This is a genomic window from Streptomyces sp. NPDC026092 (assembly GCF_040638605.1).
GTDB lineage: Bacteria > Actinomycetota > Actinomycetes > Streptomycetales > Streptomycetaceae > Streptomyces.
Genome location: NZ_JBEZYN010000003.1, coordinates 450,961 through 466,420, shown reverse-complemented (window position 1 = coordinate 466,420; position 15,460 = coordinate 450,961). Strand labels below are relative to the sequence as shown.

Annotated in this window: 12 protein-coding genes; 5 read left to right on the top strand and 7 right to left on the bottom strand. The window is 74.5% G+C overall.

Annotation, left to right across the window (positions count from 1 at the left end; all coding sequences use genetic code 11):
- Positions 1 to 42: 42 nt before the first annotated feature.
- Genes AB0F56_RS07130 through AB0F56_RS07120 form a run of 3 tightly spaced genes read left to right on the top strand, consistent with a single transcriptional unit; the run spans position 43 to position 2,290 of the window.
- Positions 43 to 807 (top strand): 5-oxoprolinase subunit PxpA, encoded by a 765-nt coding sequence (locus tag AB0F56_RS07130; RefSeq protein WP_362005017.1) that lies wholly within the window; start codon positions 43 to 45, stop codon positions 805 to 807.
- On the top strand, positions 804 to 1,430 hold the full coding sequence (pxpB, locus tag AB0F56_RS07125) for a 5-oxoprolinase subunit PxpB (RefSeq protein WP_362005015.1): 627 nt from the start codon (positions 804 to 806) through the stop codon (positions 1,428 to 1,430). Before AB0F56_RS07130 ends, pxpB begins: the two co-directional genes overlap by 4 nt.
- Positions 1,427 to 2,290 (top strand): biotin-dependent carboxyltransferase family protein, encoded by an 864-nt coding sequence (locus AB0F56_RS07120; RefSeq protein ID WP_362005014.1) that lies wholly within the window; start codon positions 1,427 to 1,429, stop codon positions 2,288 to 2,290. Before pxpB ends, AB0F56_RS07120 begins: the two co-directional genes overlap by 4 nt.
- 50 nt (positions 2,291 to 2,340) lie before the next feature.
- Here the strand turns inward: AB0F56_RS07120 and AB0F56_RS07115 are convergent, their stop codons facing one another.
- The 6 genes from AB0F56_RS07115 to AB0F56_RS07090 all read right to left on the bottom strand — a co-directional run bounded on the left by AB0F56_RS07115 (position 2,341) and on the right by AB0F56_RS07090 (position 11,637).
- On the bottom strand, positions 2,341 to 5,928 hold the full coding sequence (locus AB0F56_RS07115; protein ID WP_362005013.1) for a hydantoinase B/oxoprolinase family protein: 3,588 nt from the start codon (positions 5,926 to 5,928) through the stop codon (positions 2,341 to 2,343).
- Entirely contained in the window at positions 5,925 to 6,962 is a 1,038-nt protein-coding gene (locus AB0F56_RS07110; RefSeq protein WP_362005010.1) for an SGNH/GDSL hydrolase family protein, read from the bottom strand. The genes AB0F56_RS07115 and AB0F56_RS07110 overlap by 4 nt, the downstream gene beginning before the upstream one ends.
- Positions 6,959 to 8,137 (bottom strand): glycosyltransferase, encoded by a 1,179-nt coding sequence (locus tag AB0F56_RS07105; protein ID WP_362005007.1) that lies wholly within the window; start codon positions 8,135 to 8,137, stop codon positions 6,959 to 6,961. The genes AB0F56_RS07110 and AB0F56_RS07105 overlap by 4 nt, the downstream gene beginning before the upstream one ends.
- Entirely contained in the window at positions 8,134 to 9,261 is a 1,128-nt protein-coding gene (locus AB0F56_RS07100; RefSeq protein ID WP_362005004.1) for a glycosyltransferase family 1 protein, read from the bottom strand. The genes AB0F56_RS07105 and AB0F56_RS07100 overlap by 4 nt, the downstream gene beginning before the upstream one ends.
- A 314-nt stretch (positions 9,262 to 9,575) precedes the next feature.
- Positions 9,576 to 10,991, bottom strand: a complete 1,416-nt coding sequence (locus AB0F56_RS07095) for a HEAT repeat domain-containing protein (protein ID WP_362005001.1) — start codon at positions 10,989 to 10,991, stop codon at positions 9,576 to 9,578.
- Between the two features lie 253 nt (positions 10,992 to 11,244).
- A complete protein-coding gene (locus tag AB0F56_RS07090) occupies positions 11,245 to 11,637 on the bottom strand; it encodes an ankyrin repeat domain-containing protein (protein WP_362005000.1) in 393 nt (130 codons plus the stop codon).
- A 380-nt stretch (positions 11,638 to 12,017) separates the two neighbouring features.
- Here AB0F56_RS07090 and AB0F56_RS07085 point away from each other — a divergent pair, with 380 nt between their 5' ends.
- The gene (locus tag AB0F56_RS07085; RefSeq protein WP_046907412.1) at positions 12,018 to 12,212 is read left to right on the top strand and encodes a hypothetical protein; all 195 of its coding nucleotides are present in this window, start codon (positions 12,018 to 12,020) and stop codon (positions 12,210 to 12,212) included.
- Between the two features lie 37 nt (positions 12,213 to 12,249).
- Complete coding sequence (locus AB0F56_RS07080; protein ID WP_362004997.1) at positions 12,250 to 13,863, top strand: hypothetical protein; 1,614 nt, start codon at positions 12,250 to 12,252, stop codon at positions 13,861 to 13,863.
- Between the two features lie 60 nt (positions 13,864 to 13,923).
- Here AB0F56_RS07080 and AB0F56_RS07075 read toward each other — a convergent pair whose 3' ends face one another.
- Complete coding sequence (locus tag AB0F56_RS07075) at positions 13,924 to 15,423, bottom strand: PLP-dependent aminotransferase family protein (protein WP_362004995.1); 1,500 nt, start codon at positions 15,421 to 15,423, stop codon at positions 13,924 to 13,926.
- Positions 15,424 to 15,460 lie beyond the last annotated feature (37 nt).

The following is a 15,460-nucleotide window of genomic DNA, read 5'->3' as shown; positions in this document are numbered from 1 at the left end:
CCTGAGCCGCCCGCACCGCCGCACGTGACGGAAGGAACCACCATGACCCGGGTCTCGATCGACCTCAACGCCGACCTCGGCGAGGGCTTCGGCCGCTGGACGCTGACCGACGACGAGGAGCTGCTCTCCGTCGTCACCAGCGCCAACGTGGCCTGCGGCTTCCACGCCGGGGACGCGGTCACCATGCGCCGCGTCTGCGAACTGGCGGCGGCGAACGGCGTGACGATCGGGGCCCAGGTCTCCTACCGGGACCTGGCCGGTTTCGGCCGGCGCTCGATGGACGTCCCCGCGGACGAGCTGGCGGCCGAAGTCGCGTACCAGATCGGGGCGCTCGAGGTGTTCGCGCGGGCGGCCGGGTCGCGGGTCGCGTACGTCAAGCCGCACGGCGCGCTGTACAACCGGGTGGTCCGGGACGAGGCGCAGGCGGCGGCGGTCGTCGACGGGGTGCTGCTCGCGGGCGGCGGGCTGCCCGTGCTCGGGCTGCCCGGTTCGCGGCTGCACGAGGCGGCCGGGAAGGCGAGCCTGCCGGTGGTGACCGAGGCGTTCGGCGACCGGGCGTACACGGCCGACGGTTCCCTGCTGCCACGGGGGCAGGAGGGGGCCGTCGTCACCGATCCGGCCGAGGTCGTCGAACGGTCGGTTTCCATGGCCCGGTTCGGGGTCGTCACCGCGCACTGCGGCCGGTCCGTCGCCGTACGGGCGCGCTCGCTCTGCCTGCACGGGGACACCCCGGGCGCGGTGGGCCTGGCCCGGCGGGTGCGCGCCGAACTGGAGGCGACGGGAGTCAGGGTGGAGGCGTTCGCATGAAGGCGCGACGGGTGTACCGGGTGGGCGAGCGGGCGCTGCTCGTCGAGTTGGGGAGCGGTACGGAGACGGAGGCGTTCCACGCCGAGCTGCTGCGGCGGCGGGCGGGCGGTGTGCTGCCGTCCGTACGGGAGATCGTGCCGGCGGCGCGGACGGTGCTCCTCGACGGGGTCGACACGCCGGATCTGTTGGCGGGGCAGTTGCGGGAGTGGTCGATCCCGCCGCTCCACGCGCGCGTGGAGCGGGCCGTCGAGGTTCCGGTCCGTTACGACGGTCCCGATCTGGCCGAGGTCGCCGCGCTCTGGGGGGTGTCCGTGGAGACGGCGGTCCGGATCCACTCGGCCACCGAGTTCCGGGTCGCGTTCTGCGGGTTCGCGCCGGGCTTCGGCTATCTGACCGGGCTCGGCGAGCAGTACCAGGTGCCGCGCCGGGCGACTCCGCGCACGTCCGTCCCGGCCGGGTCGGTCGCGCTGGCGGGACCGTACACGGGGGTGTACCCGCGCTCCTCCCCCGGCGGCTGGCAGTTGATCGGTTCCACGGACACGGTGCTCTGGGACGCGGGCCGTGAGCCCGCAGCGCTGCTCACGCCCGGTGCCCGGGTGCGCTTCGTCGTGGAGAGCCGGTGACCGATCGTGCGTTGGCGGTGGTCCGGGCAGGCGCGCTGACCACCGTGCAGGACCTCGGGCGGACCGGGTACGCGCATCTGGGCGTGCCCCGCTCCGGGGCGCTGGATCCGGGCGCGGCCCGACTGGTGAACCGCCTCGTGGGCAACCCGGAGGACGCGGCGGTCCTGGAGACCACGGTCAATGGGTGCGCGGTGCGGCCCCGTTGCCCGGTCACCGTGGCTGTGGGCGGGGCGCCGTGCCCGGTCACGGTCGACGGCAGGCCGGCCGCCTGGGGAACGGCGGTACGTGTGCCGGCGGGGGCGCTCCTGGAGATCGGCCGGGCCACCCGTGGCCTGCGCGCGTACGTGGGGTTCGGCGGCGGGCTCGCCGTCGAGCCCGTCCTCGGCAGCCGCTCCACCGACCTGCTGTCCGGGCTCGGCCCGGCGCCGCTGGCGGACGGGGCCGTGCTGCCGCTGGGAGCGGAGTCGGCCGCACGGGGGTGGGTCGACTCTCCCCCCTGGCCGGGTCCGACGGACGAACTCGTCCTCCGGGTCCGGCTGGGCCCGCGTCACGACTGGTTCACCCCGGCGGCCCTGCGCACCCTGTCCACGCGCGCGTACCGGGTCTCCCCGGCCACCAACCGGATCGGTCTGCGCACCGAGGGACCGCCTCTTGAGCGGGCCGTGACGGCCGAACTCCCCAGTGAGGGCATGGTCCTGGGCGCGGTCCAGGTGCCTCCTGACGGCCGCCCGGTGATCTTCCTCGCCGACCACCCGACGACCGGCGGCTATCCGGTCGTGGCTGTGGTGCGGGAGGCGGACCTGGCGGCAGCGGCGCAGGCGGTACCGGGGACGGTGGTGCGGTTCGTACCGATGGGCTGAGGCGGTCGGTCTCTTCCTCTCCGTCAGACGGTGAACATCACCCGGCTGCCCTAGCGCGTGCCGTAGCCCCCGCCGCCGGGTGTGCGCAGGACGAGGACGTCGTCCGGGGCGACTTCGGTCGTGTCGACGCCGTCGAGGTGGTCGACCGTGCCGTCGGCGCGTTCGACCAGGTTCTCGCCGAGCCGGCCCGGCTCCCCGCCGGCCATTCCGTACGGCGGGACACGGCGGTGGCCGGTCAGCAGGGTCACCGTCATCGGTTCCAGGAAGCGGATGCGGCGTTCGACGCCGTCGCCGCCGTGCCAGCGGCCGGTCCCGCCGCTGTCCTTCCGTACGGCGAAGGAGTCCACCCGGACCGGGTGGCGCCACTCAAGGATCTCCGGGTCGGTGAGCCGGGAGTTGGTCATGTGGGTCTGGACGGCGTCCGCCCCGTCGAAGCCGTCGCCCGCGCCGGAGCCGCTCGCGACGGTCTCGTAGTACTGCACGCGCGCGTTGCCGAACGTCAGGTTGTTCATCGTGCCCGAGCCCTCGGCCTGCACGCCGAGGGCCGCGTAGAGGGCACCCGTGACCGCCTGGGAGGTCTCCACGTTCCCGGCGACCGTCGCCGCCGGGTAGGCGGGCGCCAGCATCGAGCCGGGCGGGACGCGGACGTCCAGGGGCTCCAGGCAGCCGCTGTTGAGGGGGATGTCGTCGTCGACGAGGGTCCGGAAGACGTACAGGACGGCGGCCATGACGACGGAGGTGGGCGCGTTGGCGTTGCCGGGCAGCTGCGGCGAGGTGCCGGTGAAGTCCAGGACGGCGGAGCGCCGTTCGCGGTCGACGCGGACCGCCACCTGGACGACCGCGCCGCCGTCGGTCTCGTAGCGGTACGAGCCGTCCCGGAGGCCTGCCACGATCCGGCGTACGGACTCCTCGGCGTTGGCGCGGACGTGCCGCATGTAGGCGTGGACGACGTCCAGGCCGAACTGGTCGACCATGGCGCGCAGTTCCTCGATCCCCTTCTCGTTGGCGGCGATCTGGGCGCGGAGGTCGGCGAGGTTGGTGTCCGGGTCGCGGGAGGGGTACGGGGCGCCGAGGAGCAGCGCCCGCGTCTCGTCCTCGCGGAGGCGGCCGTCCCGTACGAGCAGCCAGTTGTCGAAGAGGACGCCCTCCTCGTGGACGGTCCGGCTGAAGGCGGGCATGGAGCCGGGGGTGATGCCGCCGATCTCGGCGTGGTGGCCGCGCGAGGCGACGAGGAAGAGCATCTCGCGGCCCGGCTCGTCGAAGACCGGGGTCACCACGGTGACGTCCGGCAGGTGCGTGCCGCCGTGGTACGGGTCGTTGATGGCGTAGACGTCGCCCGGGCGCAGCTCGTCGCCGCCGCGCCGCAGCACCTCCTTGATGGACTCGCCCATGGAGCCGAGGTGAACGGGGATGTGGGGGGCGTTGGCGATCAGGTTGCCCTCGGGGTCGAACAGGGCGCAGGAGAAGTCGAGTCGCTCCTTGATGTTGACGGAGTGGGCCGTGTTCTCCAGGCGGACGCCCATCTGCTCGGCGATCGCCATGAAGAGGTTGTTGAAGACCTCCAGGAGGACCGGGTCGACGTCCGTGCCGACGGCCACGCGCGCGGGGCGGGGTGTGGCACGGGTGAGGACGAGGTGGCCGCCGTCGCCGACGGTGGCCTGCCAGCCGGGGTCGACGACCGTGGTCGCGTCTGCCTCGGCAAGGATGGCGGGCCCGGTGACGGTGGCTCCGGGGCGGAGGTCCTCCCGGCGGTACAGCGGGGTGTCGGCGGCCGTGTGGCCGCTGTGCATCCGTACGGTCGCCCGGGGCGCGGCGTCGCCTGTCCCGGTGCCCGCGTCGACGACCACGGGACCGTGGGGTCCGGCGAGCCCCACGGCCTCCACGGACACGGCCTCCACGACGAGCGGGCGTTCCATGGTGAAGGCGTACCGCGCCCGGTGGATCCCCTCGAAGGCCTCGCGCATTCGCTCGGCGGGGGCGAGGTCGACCTGGAGGCTCGCGTCGGTGCCGGCGTAGCGCACGAGCACGCGCGCGTGGGTGGTGATCGCGGAGTCGGGCAGTCCGTCGGCGCGCAGTTCCTCCCTGGTCCGCTCGGCGAGTTCGGCGCAGAGCTCCGTCACGCGCGCGTGGGTCCCCTCCGCGTCGAGTTCGGCCTCCACCGACCGCTCGCGCATGGCGGTGGCGTCGGCGAGCCCGATGCCGTACGCGGAGAGGACACCGGCGAGCGGCGGTACGAGGACGGTGTCGACGCCCAGGGCGTCGGCGACCGCGCAGGCGTGCTGGCCGCCGGCGCCGCCGAAGCTGGTGAGGGCGTACCGGGTGACGTCGTGGCCGCGCTGGACGGAGATCTTCTTGACGGCGTTGGCCATGTTGAGGACGGCGATCTCCAGGAAGCCGGCGGCGACCTCCTCGGGGGTTCGGCCGTCTCCGATCTCCCGGGCGAGGGCGGCGAACCCCTCCCGTACGACGGTGTCGTCGAGCGGCTGGTCTCCCTCGGGGCCGAAGACGGCGGGGAAGTGCGCGGGCTGGACCCGCCCGAGCATCACGTTGGCGTCGGTGACCGTCAGCGGCCCGCCCCTGCGGTAGCAGGCGGGGCCGGGGACGGCGCCCGCGGAGTCGGGGCCGACGCGGTAGCGGCTGCCGTCGTAGTGGAGGACGGAGCCGCCGCCCGCCGCGACCGTGTGGATGTTCATCATCGGGGCGCGCATCCGGACGCCCGCGACCTGTGTACCGAGTTCACGCTCGAACTCGCCCGCGTAGTGCGACACATCGGTGGAGGTGCCGCCCATGTCGAAGCCGATGACCCGGTCGAAGCCCGCCTGCTCCGAGGTACGGGCCATGCCGACGACACCGCCGGCCGGTCCGGACAGGACGGCGTCCTTGCCCCGGAAGTGGGCGGCCTCGCGCAGGCCGCCGTTGGACTGCATGAACATGAGCCGGATTCCGGCGAGTTCGCGGGCCACCTCGTCGACGTACCGGCGCAGGATCGGCGAGAGGTAGGCGTCGACGACGGTGGTGTCGCCGCGCGGGACGAGTTTGATCAGCGGGCTGACCTCGTGGGAGCAGCTGACCTGGGTGAAGCCGAGCGCGCGGGCGAGGTCGGCGACCCGGCTCTCGTGGGCGGGGCTGCGGTAGCCGTGCAGGAGCACGACGGCGGCCGAGCGGTAGCCGTCGCGATGGGCGGCCCGCAGCTCCTCGGCGACGGCGTCCTCGTCGAGGGAGCGGACGGTCCGGCCCTCGGCGTCGACCCGTTCGGGGACCTCGACGACGCGTTCGTACACGGCCTCGGGGAGCACGATGTGCCGGTCGAAGAGCCGGGGGCGGTTCTGGTACGCGATCCTCAGCGCGTCCCGGAAGCCCTCGGTGACGAGGAGGACCGTCGGTTCCCCGCGCCGCTCCAGGAGGGCGTTGGTGGCGACGGTCGTGCCCATCTTGACGACGGAGACCCGGTCGGCGGGGACCGGCTCGTCGGGGCCGAGCCCGAGGAGGAGCCGGATGCCCGCGACGGCCGCGTCGTGGGGGCGGGCGGGGTCGTGGGAGAGCAGCTTGCGGGTGACGAGCCGCCCGTCGGGCCGCCGGCCCACGATGTCGGTGAACGTGCCGCCTCGGTCGATCCAGAACTCCCAGCGCCCGGTCATTCCCCCATTGTGGCCACCGGGGCGTCCAGGGACACGGCCGCGAGCGCGGCCGTCAGGGCCTGTTCGGCCTTCCGGTCGAGCCGGTCGTCGGTGCCGCGGGCCCGGTGGCGCAGTTCGGCGCCGGCCAGGTGCAGCAGCTGCGGCAGCAGGTCGGTGCAGCGCCGCAGGACCCAGCCGGTACCCGCGGTGGCGAGCCACAGCACCGCTTCCGTACGGGTGGGCGGCGGCTGCCGGGGCTCGGGCGAGGGCGGCGTGCCGTGGGCGAGGTCCCGGGCGACCAGGAGGTCGTGGAACCGCGCGGCGATCGCCCGGTGGCCGCGCTCGCCGGGGTGGAGCCGGTCGGCGCTCCACAGGGTCCGGTCGTCGGTCCACGTGGCGTCGGCGAGGTGGAGGTGGACGGCGTCGTAGCGGGCGGAGAGCGCGTGGACGAGGGTGTTCACAGCCCTCTGGCGCCGGGCGAGCGGGCGCGCGAGCGGCACCGGGAGGGCGAGCATCCGGCCCGGGTCGGGCAGGCAGGCGGTGAGGAGGACGGCTCCGCTCGCGGTGAGGTCCGCGCAGACGCGGTCGAGGCGGCGGGCGAGCTGCTCGATGTCGAAGGTGTGGCGGAGGGTGTCGTTGACGCCGACGACGACGGAGGCGAGGTCGGGCCGGAACGCCACGGCCACGGGCGCCTGGTACTCGGCGACCTCCCGGCTCTGGGCCCCGCTGAGGGCGAGGTTACGGAACTCCAGGCGCTGCCCGGGCCCGGCGAGGCCCTCGGCGAGCAGGGCCGCCCAGCCGCGCCAGGCGCCGTCGACCCGGTCGCCGACGCCCTCGCTGAGGGAGTCACCGAGGACGACGAACCGCAGCGGCGGGGGCGCCGCCGGATCGGATCCGGGTGCGCGGCGGGGGCCGGGGACGGCGGCACTCTGAGGACATATCGGATCCGATATCCAAGATATTGGATCCGATGTCGCATTGGATATTGGATCCGAAGTCCTGGTGCTGCCGCCCGGCGGCACGGCCTCCTCCGGGGCGGGAACCGTCGTCGTCATGTCCGCACCCCCTGCGGCGGAACGAGGATCGTGGCCGGGGCCGCGTCGTGCGCGTCGAGGAAGGCGGCGATCGAGCGGTCCCAGCCGAAGAGTTCGGCACGCGCGCGTGCCGCCGCGCGGCGGATCGGCCCCGGCCGGTCGAGCAGCCTGCGCACCGCCGCCGCGAAGTCGGCCGGGGCGTCCGTGGCGCAGGCGCCCGCGTCGCCGATGACCTCGGGGAGCGCCGAGGAGGAGCTGACCACCACCGGCGTGCCGCAGGCCAGGGCCTCCAGGGCCGAGAGACCGAAGGTCTCGGCCGGGCCGGGGGCCAGGCACAGGTCGGCGGAGGCCTGCAGGTCGGCCAGGGCCTCGCGGTCGGCCACGTACCCCAGGAAGCGGACGGGGAGCCGTTCCTCCCGGGCCCGCCGCTCCAGCGCGCCCCGCAGCGGCCCTTCGCCGGCCACGGCGAGCGTCGCCCGGATCCCTTGGCCCCGCAGGTGGGCGAGGGCGTCGAGGGCGGTGCCCGGACGTTTCTCCACGGAGAGCCGCGAGCACATCAGCAGCAGCACCCCCTCGCCGCCCGCGTGTTCGGCGCGCAGTGCGGCGCTGTGCCGCCCCGGGTGGCACCGCTCCAGGTCCACGCCGAGCGGCGCGCGCAGGACGTTGCGGGCCCCGATCCGTACGAACTCCCGCTCGGCCCACTCCGTCGTGCAGACGATCCGCGAGTACGCCCACGCGGTACGGCGGTTGAGCCGGTCCGCGGCACGCGCGGCGGCGGCCGCCGGTACGCCCCAGGTCCGCAGGACGCCGTCGGCGGTCTCGTGGGAGACCATCACCGAGGGCACCCTGGCCCGGCGCGCCCACTCCCCCGTCCAGCGCAGGGTCGTGCGGTCGGAGACCTCGATGCGGTCCGGGGCGAGTCCGTCCAGGAGCGCGCGGACGCGGCGCCGGTCGGCGAGGACGCGGTAGCCGCCGGTGCCGGGCAGCACGGGCCCGGGCAGGGTGATGATCCGCCCCTGGTCGGTGACACGGTCGCTCTCCACGTCGCCGGGGACGATGAGGACGGGCTCGTGCCCGGCGGCGAGGTAGCCGCGACCGAGCTGCTCGAGGGCGGTGCGCAGGCCCCCCGAGGTGGGGGTGACGAAGTTGGCGAGCCGGACGATGCGCAGCGGGCGGTCTGCCCCGGGGCCTCTCATGCCGCCACCGCCGTCCGCTCGCGCAGGACCTCCAGATAGTGGCCGATCAGCTCGTCGCCGACGGCCTCCCAGGTCCGGCCCTCGACGGCGACGCGCCCCGCCCGCCCGTAGGCGGCGCGCAGGGCCGGCGCGGCGGCAAGGGAGGCCACCGCGTCCCGTAGGGCGGTCGTGTCGTCCGGCGGGACGAGGAGACCGGTCCTGCGGTGGTCGACGAGGTCGAGGGGCCCGCCGGCGGCGGGGGCGACGACCGGGACACCGCTCGCCATCGCCTCCTGAACGGTCTGGCAGAAGGTTTCGTACGGGCCGGTGTGGGCGAACACGTCCAGCGAGGCGAAGATCCCCGCCAGGTCGTCGCCCGTGCGGCGGCCGAGGAACACCGCGCCGGGCAGCGTGGCGTGCAGGGCCGGTTCGCTGGGGCCGTCACCGACGACCACGACCCGTATGCCGGGCAGTCCGCAGACGCCGGAGAGCAGTTCGACGTGCTTCTCGGGGGCGAGGCGGCCGATGTAGCCGACGAGGAGCTCGCCGTTCGGGGCGAGTTCGCGGCGCAGGGCCTCGTCGCGCAGGTCGGGGCGGAAGCGGACGGTGTCGACGCCGCGCCGCCAGAGCCGTACGCGGCCGATGCCGTGCGTCTCCAGGTCGCGCGCGGCGGCCGTGGACGGCGCGAGGGTGCGGTCGGCGGCGCCGTGGACGGCCCGAAGCCGCCGCCAGGCGGCGCCTTCCCCGGCGCCCATGTAGGTACGGGCGTAGCCGGCGAGGTCGGTCTGGTAGACGGCCACGGCGGGCAGTCCGAGGCGGGTCGCGGCCGCCATCCCGCGTACCCCGAGCACGAAGGGGCTGGCGAGGTGGACGACGTCGGCCCGGTGCGCGGCGATGGCCGTCGCGAGGCGGCGGCTGGGGAGCGCGACGCGGACCTGGGGGTAGCCGGGGAGGGGCAGGGACGGGACGCGCACGACGGGGCACGGGGCGTCGGTGTCCGGGGTGTCGGTGGCTCCGGCGACGGCCGGGGCGATGACGAGCGGGGAGTGTCCGCGGCGGACGAGGTGGCGCGCGGTCTGCTGGGCGCAGTGCGCCACACCATTGACATCGGGAGGGAAGGATTCGGTGACGATGACGACACGCATACCGGTGTTGTCGTCGCGCCCGGCGTGTTCCCGCCGACGGGGATCTGGACGCCCGGGGAACGTCCCATGAGCGTTTGCCCCTGGCCCGGATCAGGGTCCCGAGGGGCCGTACGAAGCGGGTCGACGGCCGGGTCGACGGCGGGGTCTACGGCCGGGATGGCAGCGGGATCGACGCCCGGGTCGACGGCCGGGACGGCAGCGGGATCGACGGCCTCGTCGCCGACCGGGTCAGGCCCTCGGTTCTCCCCCGTACGCACACGCACCTCGGCACCCACCGTCCACCGGCGGGTGCCGAGCCCCTCACCAGGAGGGCGTCAGACCTGGAGGTCGGGGCCTATCCGGTTGCGGACCGCCGTCTGTACTTCGGCCTCCTCGGCCGGGTCGGCGGCCAGGCGGCGCAGCCGGTCCGCAACGCGGACGTCGCCGGCCTCGGCGTGCTGGGCCGCGACCTCGCGGGTGGTCTCCTCGCAGTCCCAGAGGCACTCGACGGCGAAGCCCGTCGGGAAGGTCGGGTCGGTGGCGGCGAGGGCGCGGGCGGCGCGGCCGCGGAGCTGGGAGGAGGCGGTCTCGCGGTAGACGTGGCGCAGCACGGGCGCGGCGCAGCCGATGCCGAGCCGGCCGGCGCCGTCGACCAGGGCGTAGAGGGCGGTGGCGTCGGGGCCCTCGGCCCTGACGGTCTCGCGGAGCGCGCCGAGAACGAGCAGGGAGTCCTGGGCCCCGCCCCGGCAGGCGAGGACGGCGCCGGCGGCGGCGCCGAGCGCGTCGGGCCGGTGGACCCAGCCGCGGGCGCGGTCGACGGCCGGCTCGCCGCACATCCGCTCGAACGCGGCGACGGCGACGTCGGCGACGGTACGGGAGGCACTACTGGCCGCGGCCTCGATCAGGTCGAGGACGGCGGGGTCCCGTGACTCGGCCAGGTAGTGCAGGGCGGCGCAGCGCGCCCCGTCGGGTCCGCTGCGGGCGGCCTCGACGATCCGGGGCCGGTCCTCGGGTCCCGCGACGGCGGTGAGGCAGCGGGCGGCGGGCCCGTGCAGTTCGGCGCCGCGCTCCAGGCCCTCCTGGGCCCAGTCGAAGACGGCCTGGACGCTCCATCCGGGCCTCGGCCCGCTCGGTCGCATCTGGCGCTGCCAGCGGTCGAAGGAGCCCTGTTCCTGGGCGGCCCTGACCCGTGCGCCCACCGCGTCGCGCCGGTCCTCGGCCCACAGCCGCCACGGGCGGGGCTCGAAGGCGTCCCGTACGGCGCTCGCCAGCGCGGCGTCGCCTTCGCGGCCGACCGGGAAGCGGGCGAGGACGGGGAGCGCGAGGGCGCGCAGGCCGGTGTCGTCGTCGCGCAGGGCGAGCTCGTCGAGGGCCCACGCCCAGTTCGTGCCGGTCGCGGCGTACCGCCGGAGCAGCAGCAGGGCGTCCTGGCGTCCGTAGGAGGCGAGGTGGCCGAGGACGGCGAGCGCGAGCCCGGTCCGGTTCTCCTCGGTGTCGAGGTGGTCCTCGGCGCCGAAGAGGTGGGCCTCGACCTCGTCGAGCTCGCCGGCGAGGTCGAGGTAGAGCCGCGCGTAGTAGAGGGACCGGTTCTCGACCTGCCAGTCGTGGCGGGGGTCGTTGAGAACGCAGTGGTTCAGGGCCGCGAGGGCCTCGGCACGGGGGGCGGCGAGCGCGTGCAGGGTGCCGTCGCCGCGGCCCCTCTGCAGCAGGCCGAGCAGGGTGCCGCTCGGCGCTATGACTGGATCGAACATGGAAGACGCCTCACATCAAGCTGTCGACACGACCGGAAGTACGGGGCACTGGTGATCGCCTAGGCCGCGCAGCAACATGTCGAGCCGCCCGTCGTCCTTCGCTTGGTGGTGACCATCTTCCTCTGCCTCTCGTCGGTGGCCCGTTGCGGGCTCGACGTCATGATGACCCAGCCATTTCGCCACCGCGACCACATTTACGACACCGCTCTCACCTGGGGTTCAGCGTGCGTTCACCCGGATATCGACCAGAACCTCAGCGGGTCCCGAACAGCTCCAGGAGTTCTGCCTTCCCAAACATCCGAGCAGTATCCACGGCAGACGGAGTCCCCGCTTCCGGATTTGCGCCGCCGGCGAGCAGCGCGCGCACGACGGCGTCCTCGCCCTTGAAGACGGCGCCCGCGAGCGGGGTCTGGCCGCGGTCGTTGGCGCGGTCGGGCTCGGCGCCGCGGGCCAGCAGCGCGGCGACCGCGTCGGCGTGGCCGTGGTAGGCGGCGAGCATCACGAGCGAGTCGCCGCGGTCGTTGGTGAGGTTCGCCGGGACGCCCGCGTCGACGTAGGCGGCCAGCGCGTCGGCGTCCCCGGTGCGAGCCAGCTCGAAGACCTTGCTCGCCAGCTCGATGACCTCGGGGTCCGGAGTCTCGCTCATCCGACGTACCCGCCTTTCGTTCCTCGGAACCCTGAACCGTGAATCTTGGCCTGCGCACGGCAAGCGCAGCCGTACGAGTGAATCGACAGGGTACTGCCCGTCCGGCGACATGACGCGAGGCGTCCACGGCAAAGATCACCGCAGCTCAACCCTGGTGCAACCCCAGCTGAACCTGACTCAACCCCAGCTGATTGCGACCCGTCCCGGCCCCGCCCTCGACCCCACCCACAGTCCTCCTCGCAACCCGGGCAAGCCTCCCACCTCGGCCAGTCAAGTGAAATCACCCGACTTTCACCCATATGCACCTTTAATCGCATAGATACTTGCTGTGAACCTGGAAGGACTCATGGTGACTGTCCCCTCAACCAGGAGAACCCGAAATGATCCTGTCCATCTCAGGCGTGGTCCTGCTCGGCATCATCTGCTTCCTGTTCTTCAAGAAGGACGGCATGAAGGCGTCCCACGCCCTCGTCAGCGCCCTCTTCGGTTTCTACCTCGCGGGCACCGCCATCGCCCCGAGCATCACCGCAGGCGGCCAGAGCCTCGCCAGCCTCTTGGGCGGGATCAAGTTCTGACGCCCGACAGCCCCTTCCACAACTCCAGGAGTACGACGTGGCCCGGCGACCACTCCCCCGCATTCTGACCAGCGGCAGCGACCGGATCGCTCGCAGTCGAGAGATCGCTCGCACGGCCGCCGACAGCGCCACCGACGTGCTCCATCCGCTGATCACCATCTCGCGTGGTCTGCGGAAGCTGGCCGCGACCGCGCGTGCCAGGTGGGCCGCGACCCCGAAGGAGCGGCGCGGTCCCACGCTGCTCCTGGTCGCGGCCTGCGTCCTCGTCGTCGCGCTCGTCCCGTACGGTCCGCTGCTCGCCCTTGTCTCGGTGATGGGCGCGGCCGCGTGGACGGGCCGTGAGCGCCCGGTCGTCAAGACCGGGCCGGACGACGCCGAGGTCGAGCGGCTCAAGGGCCTCTACGAGGCACTGGTGCCGTATCTCTCCGTCCCCGAGGACCCGGCTCCCCTCTTCGCCCACGGCGGCGACTGGAGCGGCGCCTTCGGGGACTTCACCTTCGACGACGACGGGCGCCTCACACGCCTTCGCATCCGGTACCCCGCGTACTTCACGGACGGCGAGGCGGACTCCCGGGCCCGTATCGAGCACCTGCTGCACGCCAAGTCCGGGCGCGGCCGCGAGTACCGCTTCGACTGGGACGAGGAGGGCAACCAGCTCGTCATGAGCGTGCTGCCCGCGCTGCCCACCACGATCGCCGCCCAGCGCTTCGTCACGGTGCCGGGCGAGACGGTCCTCGGCTTCACCGACGCGGACGCCGTCCAGCGGACCGTGCCGGTCCTCACCGCCGAAGGCGAGGAGGACGCTCCCCCGGTGCTCTGGCGGACGGGTCCGCGTTCGACCGAGCCGCACCTGCTCGCCGTCGGCCAGCCCGGCGGCGGCACGACCTCGCTGCTGCGCTCCATCGCCCTGCAGACCCTGCCGTACGGCGACGTGCTGATCGTCGAGGGCAGCGGCACCGGCGAATACGCCTGCCTGACCGGCCGTGCGGGCGTCCTGGCCGTCGAGTGCGGTCTCGCGGGCGCGCTGGCGAGCCTGGAGTGGGCGGCGCACGAGACGGAGCGGCGGCTGATCGCCGCGAACCGGGCCCGGCAGGCGGGCCGTCCCGCGCCCGACGACACCCGGCGCCCGCTCTGGATCCTCCTCGACCGGCCGAGCATCCTCGGTCACCTGGCGGCGGCCGACGGGCGCCCCGACCCGCAGGACCTCCTCCAGGTGCCGCTGCGCCACGGCCGGGCCGCGCAGGTCACGGTCGTGGTGGCGGAGCAGTTCGACAGCATGGACGCGCTGAGCGAGACCGTACGGACGCACACCCGCGCCCGCGTCGTCCTCGGCCCCGCGTCGCCCGGCCAGATCGAGTCGGTCCTCGGCGCCGCGCCCCACACGACACCCACCCCGGCCGTCCCGCCGGGCCGCGGCTACGCCCGCCTCGGTACGGGTCCCGTGCTGCGCCTCCAGGTGCCGGCGACGCCGGATCCGTACGACGAGGGAACGGGCGAGGCGCACCGGCAGGCGGTCCTCGCGCTGCTGCCGGAGCGGCAGGACGCGCCGGCGACGGCGGTGCCCCCAGCCCCCGGTTCGGCCCCCGACCCGGCTCCGGCCCACGGCCCCACCCTGGACCTCGGCCACACCCCGGTCCCCGCCGAGGGCTGACCATGCGAACGACGAAGGGCGCCCCCGCCCCGGGGGCGCCCTTCGCCATGCCACCAACAGCTATGCCACGAACGCCCGCGGCTGCTCGTTGCCCGTGCCCGCGCCCGACTCCACCAGGCGCGCCGCCGCCGCGAGCCGGGCCGCGGCCTCCTCCGCGACCGGGCCGCCGACGGTGAACGGCAGGCGCACGTACCCCTCGAACGCGCCGTCCACGCCGAAGCGCGGCCCCGAGGGCACCCGGACCCCCACCCGCTCGCCGACCTCCGCGATCCGCGAGCCGGAGAGCCCGCCCGTGCGGACCCAGAGCGTCAGGCCACCGGCGGGGACGTCGAACTCCCACTCCGGCAGCTGTGCCCGGACCGCAGCGACCAGCGCGTCGCGGTTCTCGCGCGCCTGGGCGCGGCGGATGGCGACCGCCTGCTCCCAGCCGCCGGTCCGCATCAGCCAGTTGACGCCGAGCTGCTCCAGGACCGGGGTCCCGAGGTCGGCGTAGGCCCGCGCGGCCACCAGGGAGCGGATCACGTCGGGCGAGGCCCGGACCCAGCCGATCCGCATGCCGGCCCAGAACGCCTTGCTCGCCGAGCCGACCGTGAGGACCGTGGCGCCCGACGGGTCGAAGGCGCAGACCGGCGGAGGCATCGTCAGGCCGTCGTCCAGGTGCAGCTCGGACATGGTCTCGTCGACGACGAGCACCGTGCCGGCCGAGCGGGCCGCGTCCACCAGCTGCCGCCGCTGGTCCTCGTCGGCGAGGGCGCCGGTCGGGTTGTGGAAGTCGGCGACGACGTACGCGAGGCGGGGCGCCGCGTCCCGCAGGACCTGGCGCCAGCGGTTCAGATCCCAGCCGGCCAGGCCCTCGGCCATGGCCACGGAGACCAGACGGGCGCCCGCGGCGCGCATGAGCTGGAGGATGTTGGCGTACGAGGGCGACTCGACGGCGATCCGCTCGCCGCGCCCCGCGAAGAGATGGCAGATGGCGTCCATCGCGCCCATGGCGCCGGTGGTGACCATGATCTGCTCGGGCATCGTCGGGATGCCGCGCTCGGTGTACCGGTCGGCGAGCATCTGCCGCAGCGCGGGCAGCCCGGCCGGGTAGTCCCCGTGGGTGTGCGCGTACGGCGGGAGTTCCTCCAGGGCGCCCTGGACGCTCCGGGTCAGCCACGGCTCGGGCGCCGGAAGGGCCGCGCAGCCGAGGTCGATCATCGAGCCGAGGGACTCCGGCGGCAGCGGTTCGAGGCCGCGCGCGGGCAGCGGGTTCCCGGCCGGTACGGCGGTCCAGCTGCCGGCCCCGCGCCGCGACTCCAGGAACCCTTCGGCGCGCAGCGCCTCGTACGCGGCGGCCACGGTCGTCCGGCTCACCGTCAGCGCGACGGCGAGTTCCCGCTCGGCGGGCAGCCGGGCCGCGACCGGCACCCGGCCCTCCAGGACGAGGAGGCGGATCCCGTCGGCCAGTGCGCGGTAGGCGGGCGGCTTGCGTGTGCCGGGCCCGGCGGGGCGGGGCTGCTGCGCCTGGAGCTGCCGGGCGAGCTGAGCCGGCCCGACGGCCGAGGTCCACTGAGCCATAGAATCCAGTCCACCTTCCTCGAATTGGCCATGGTTG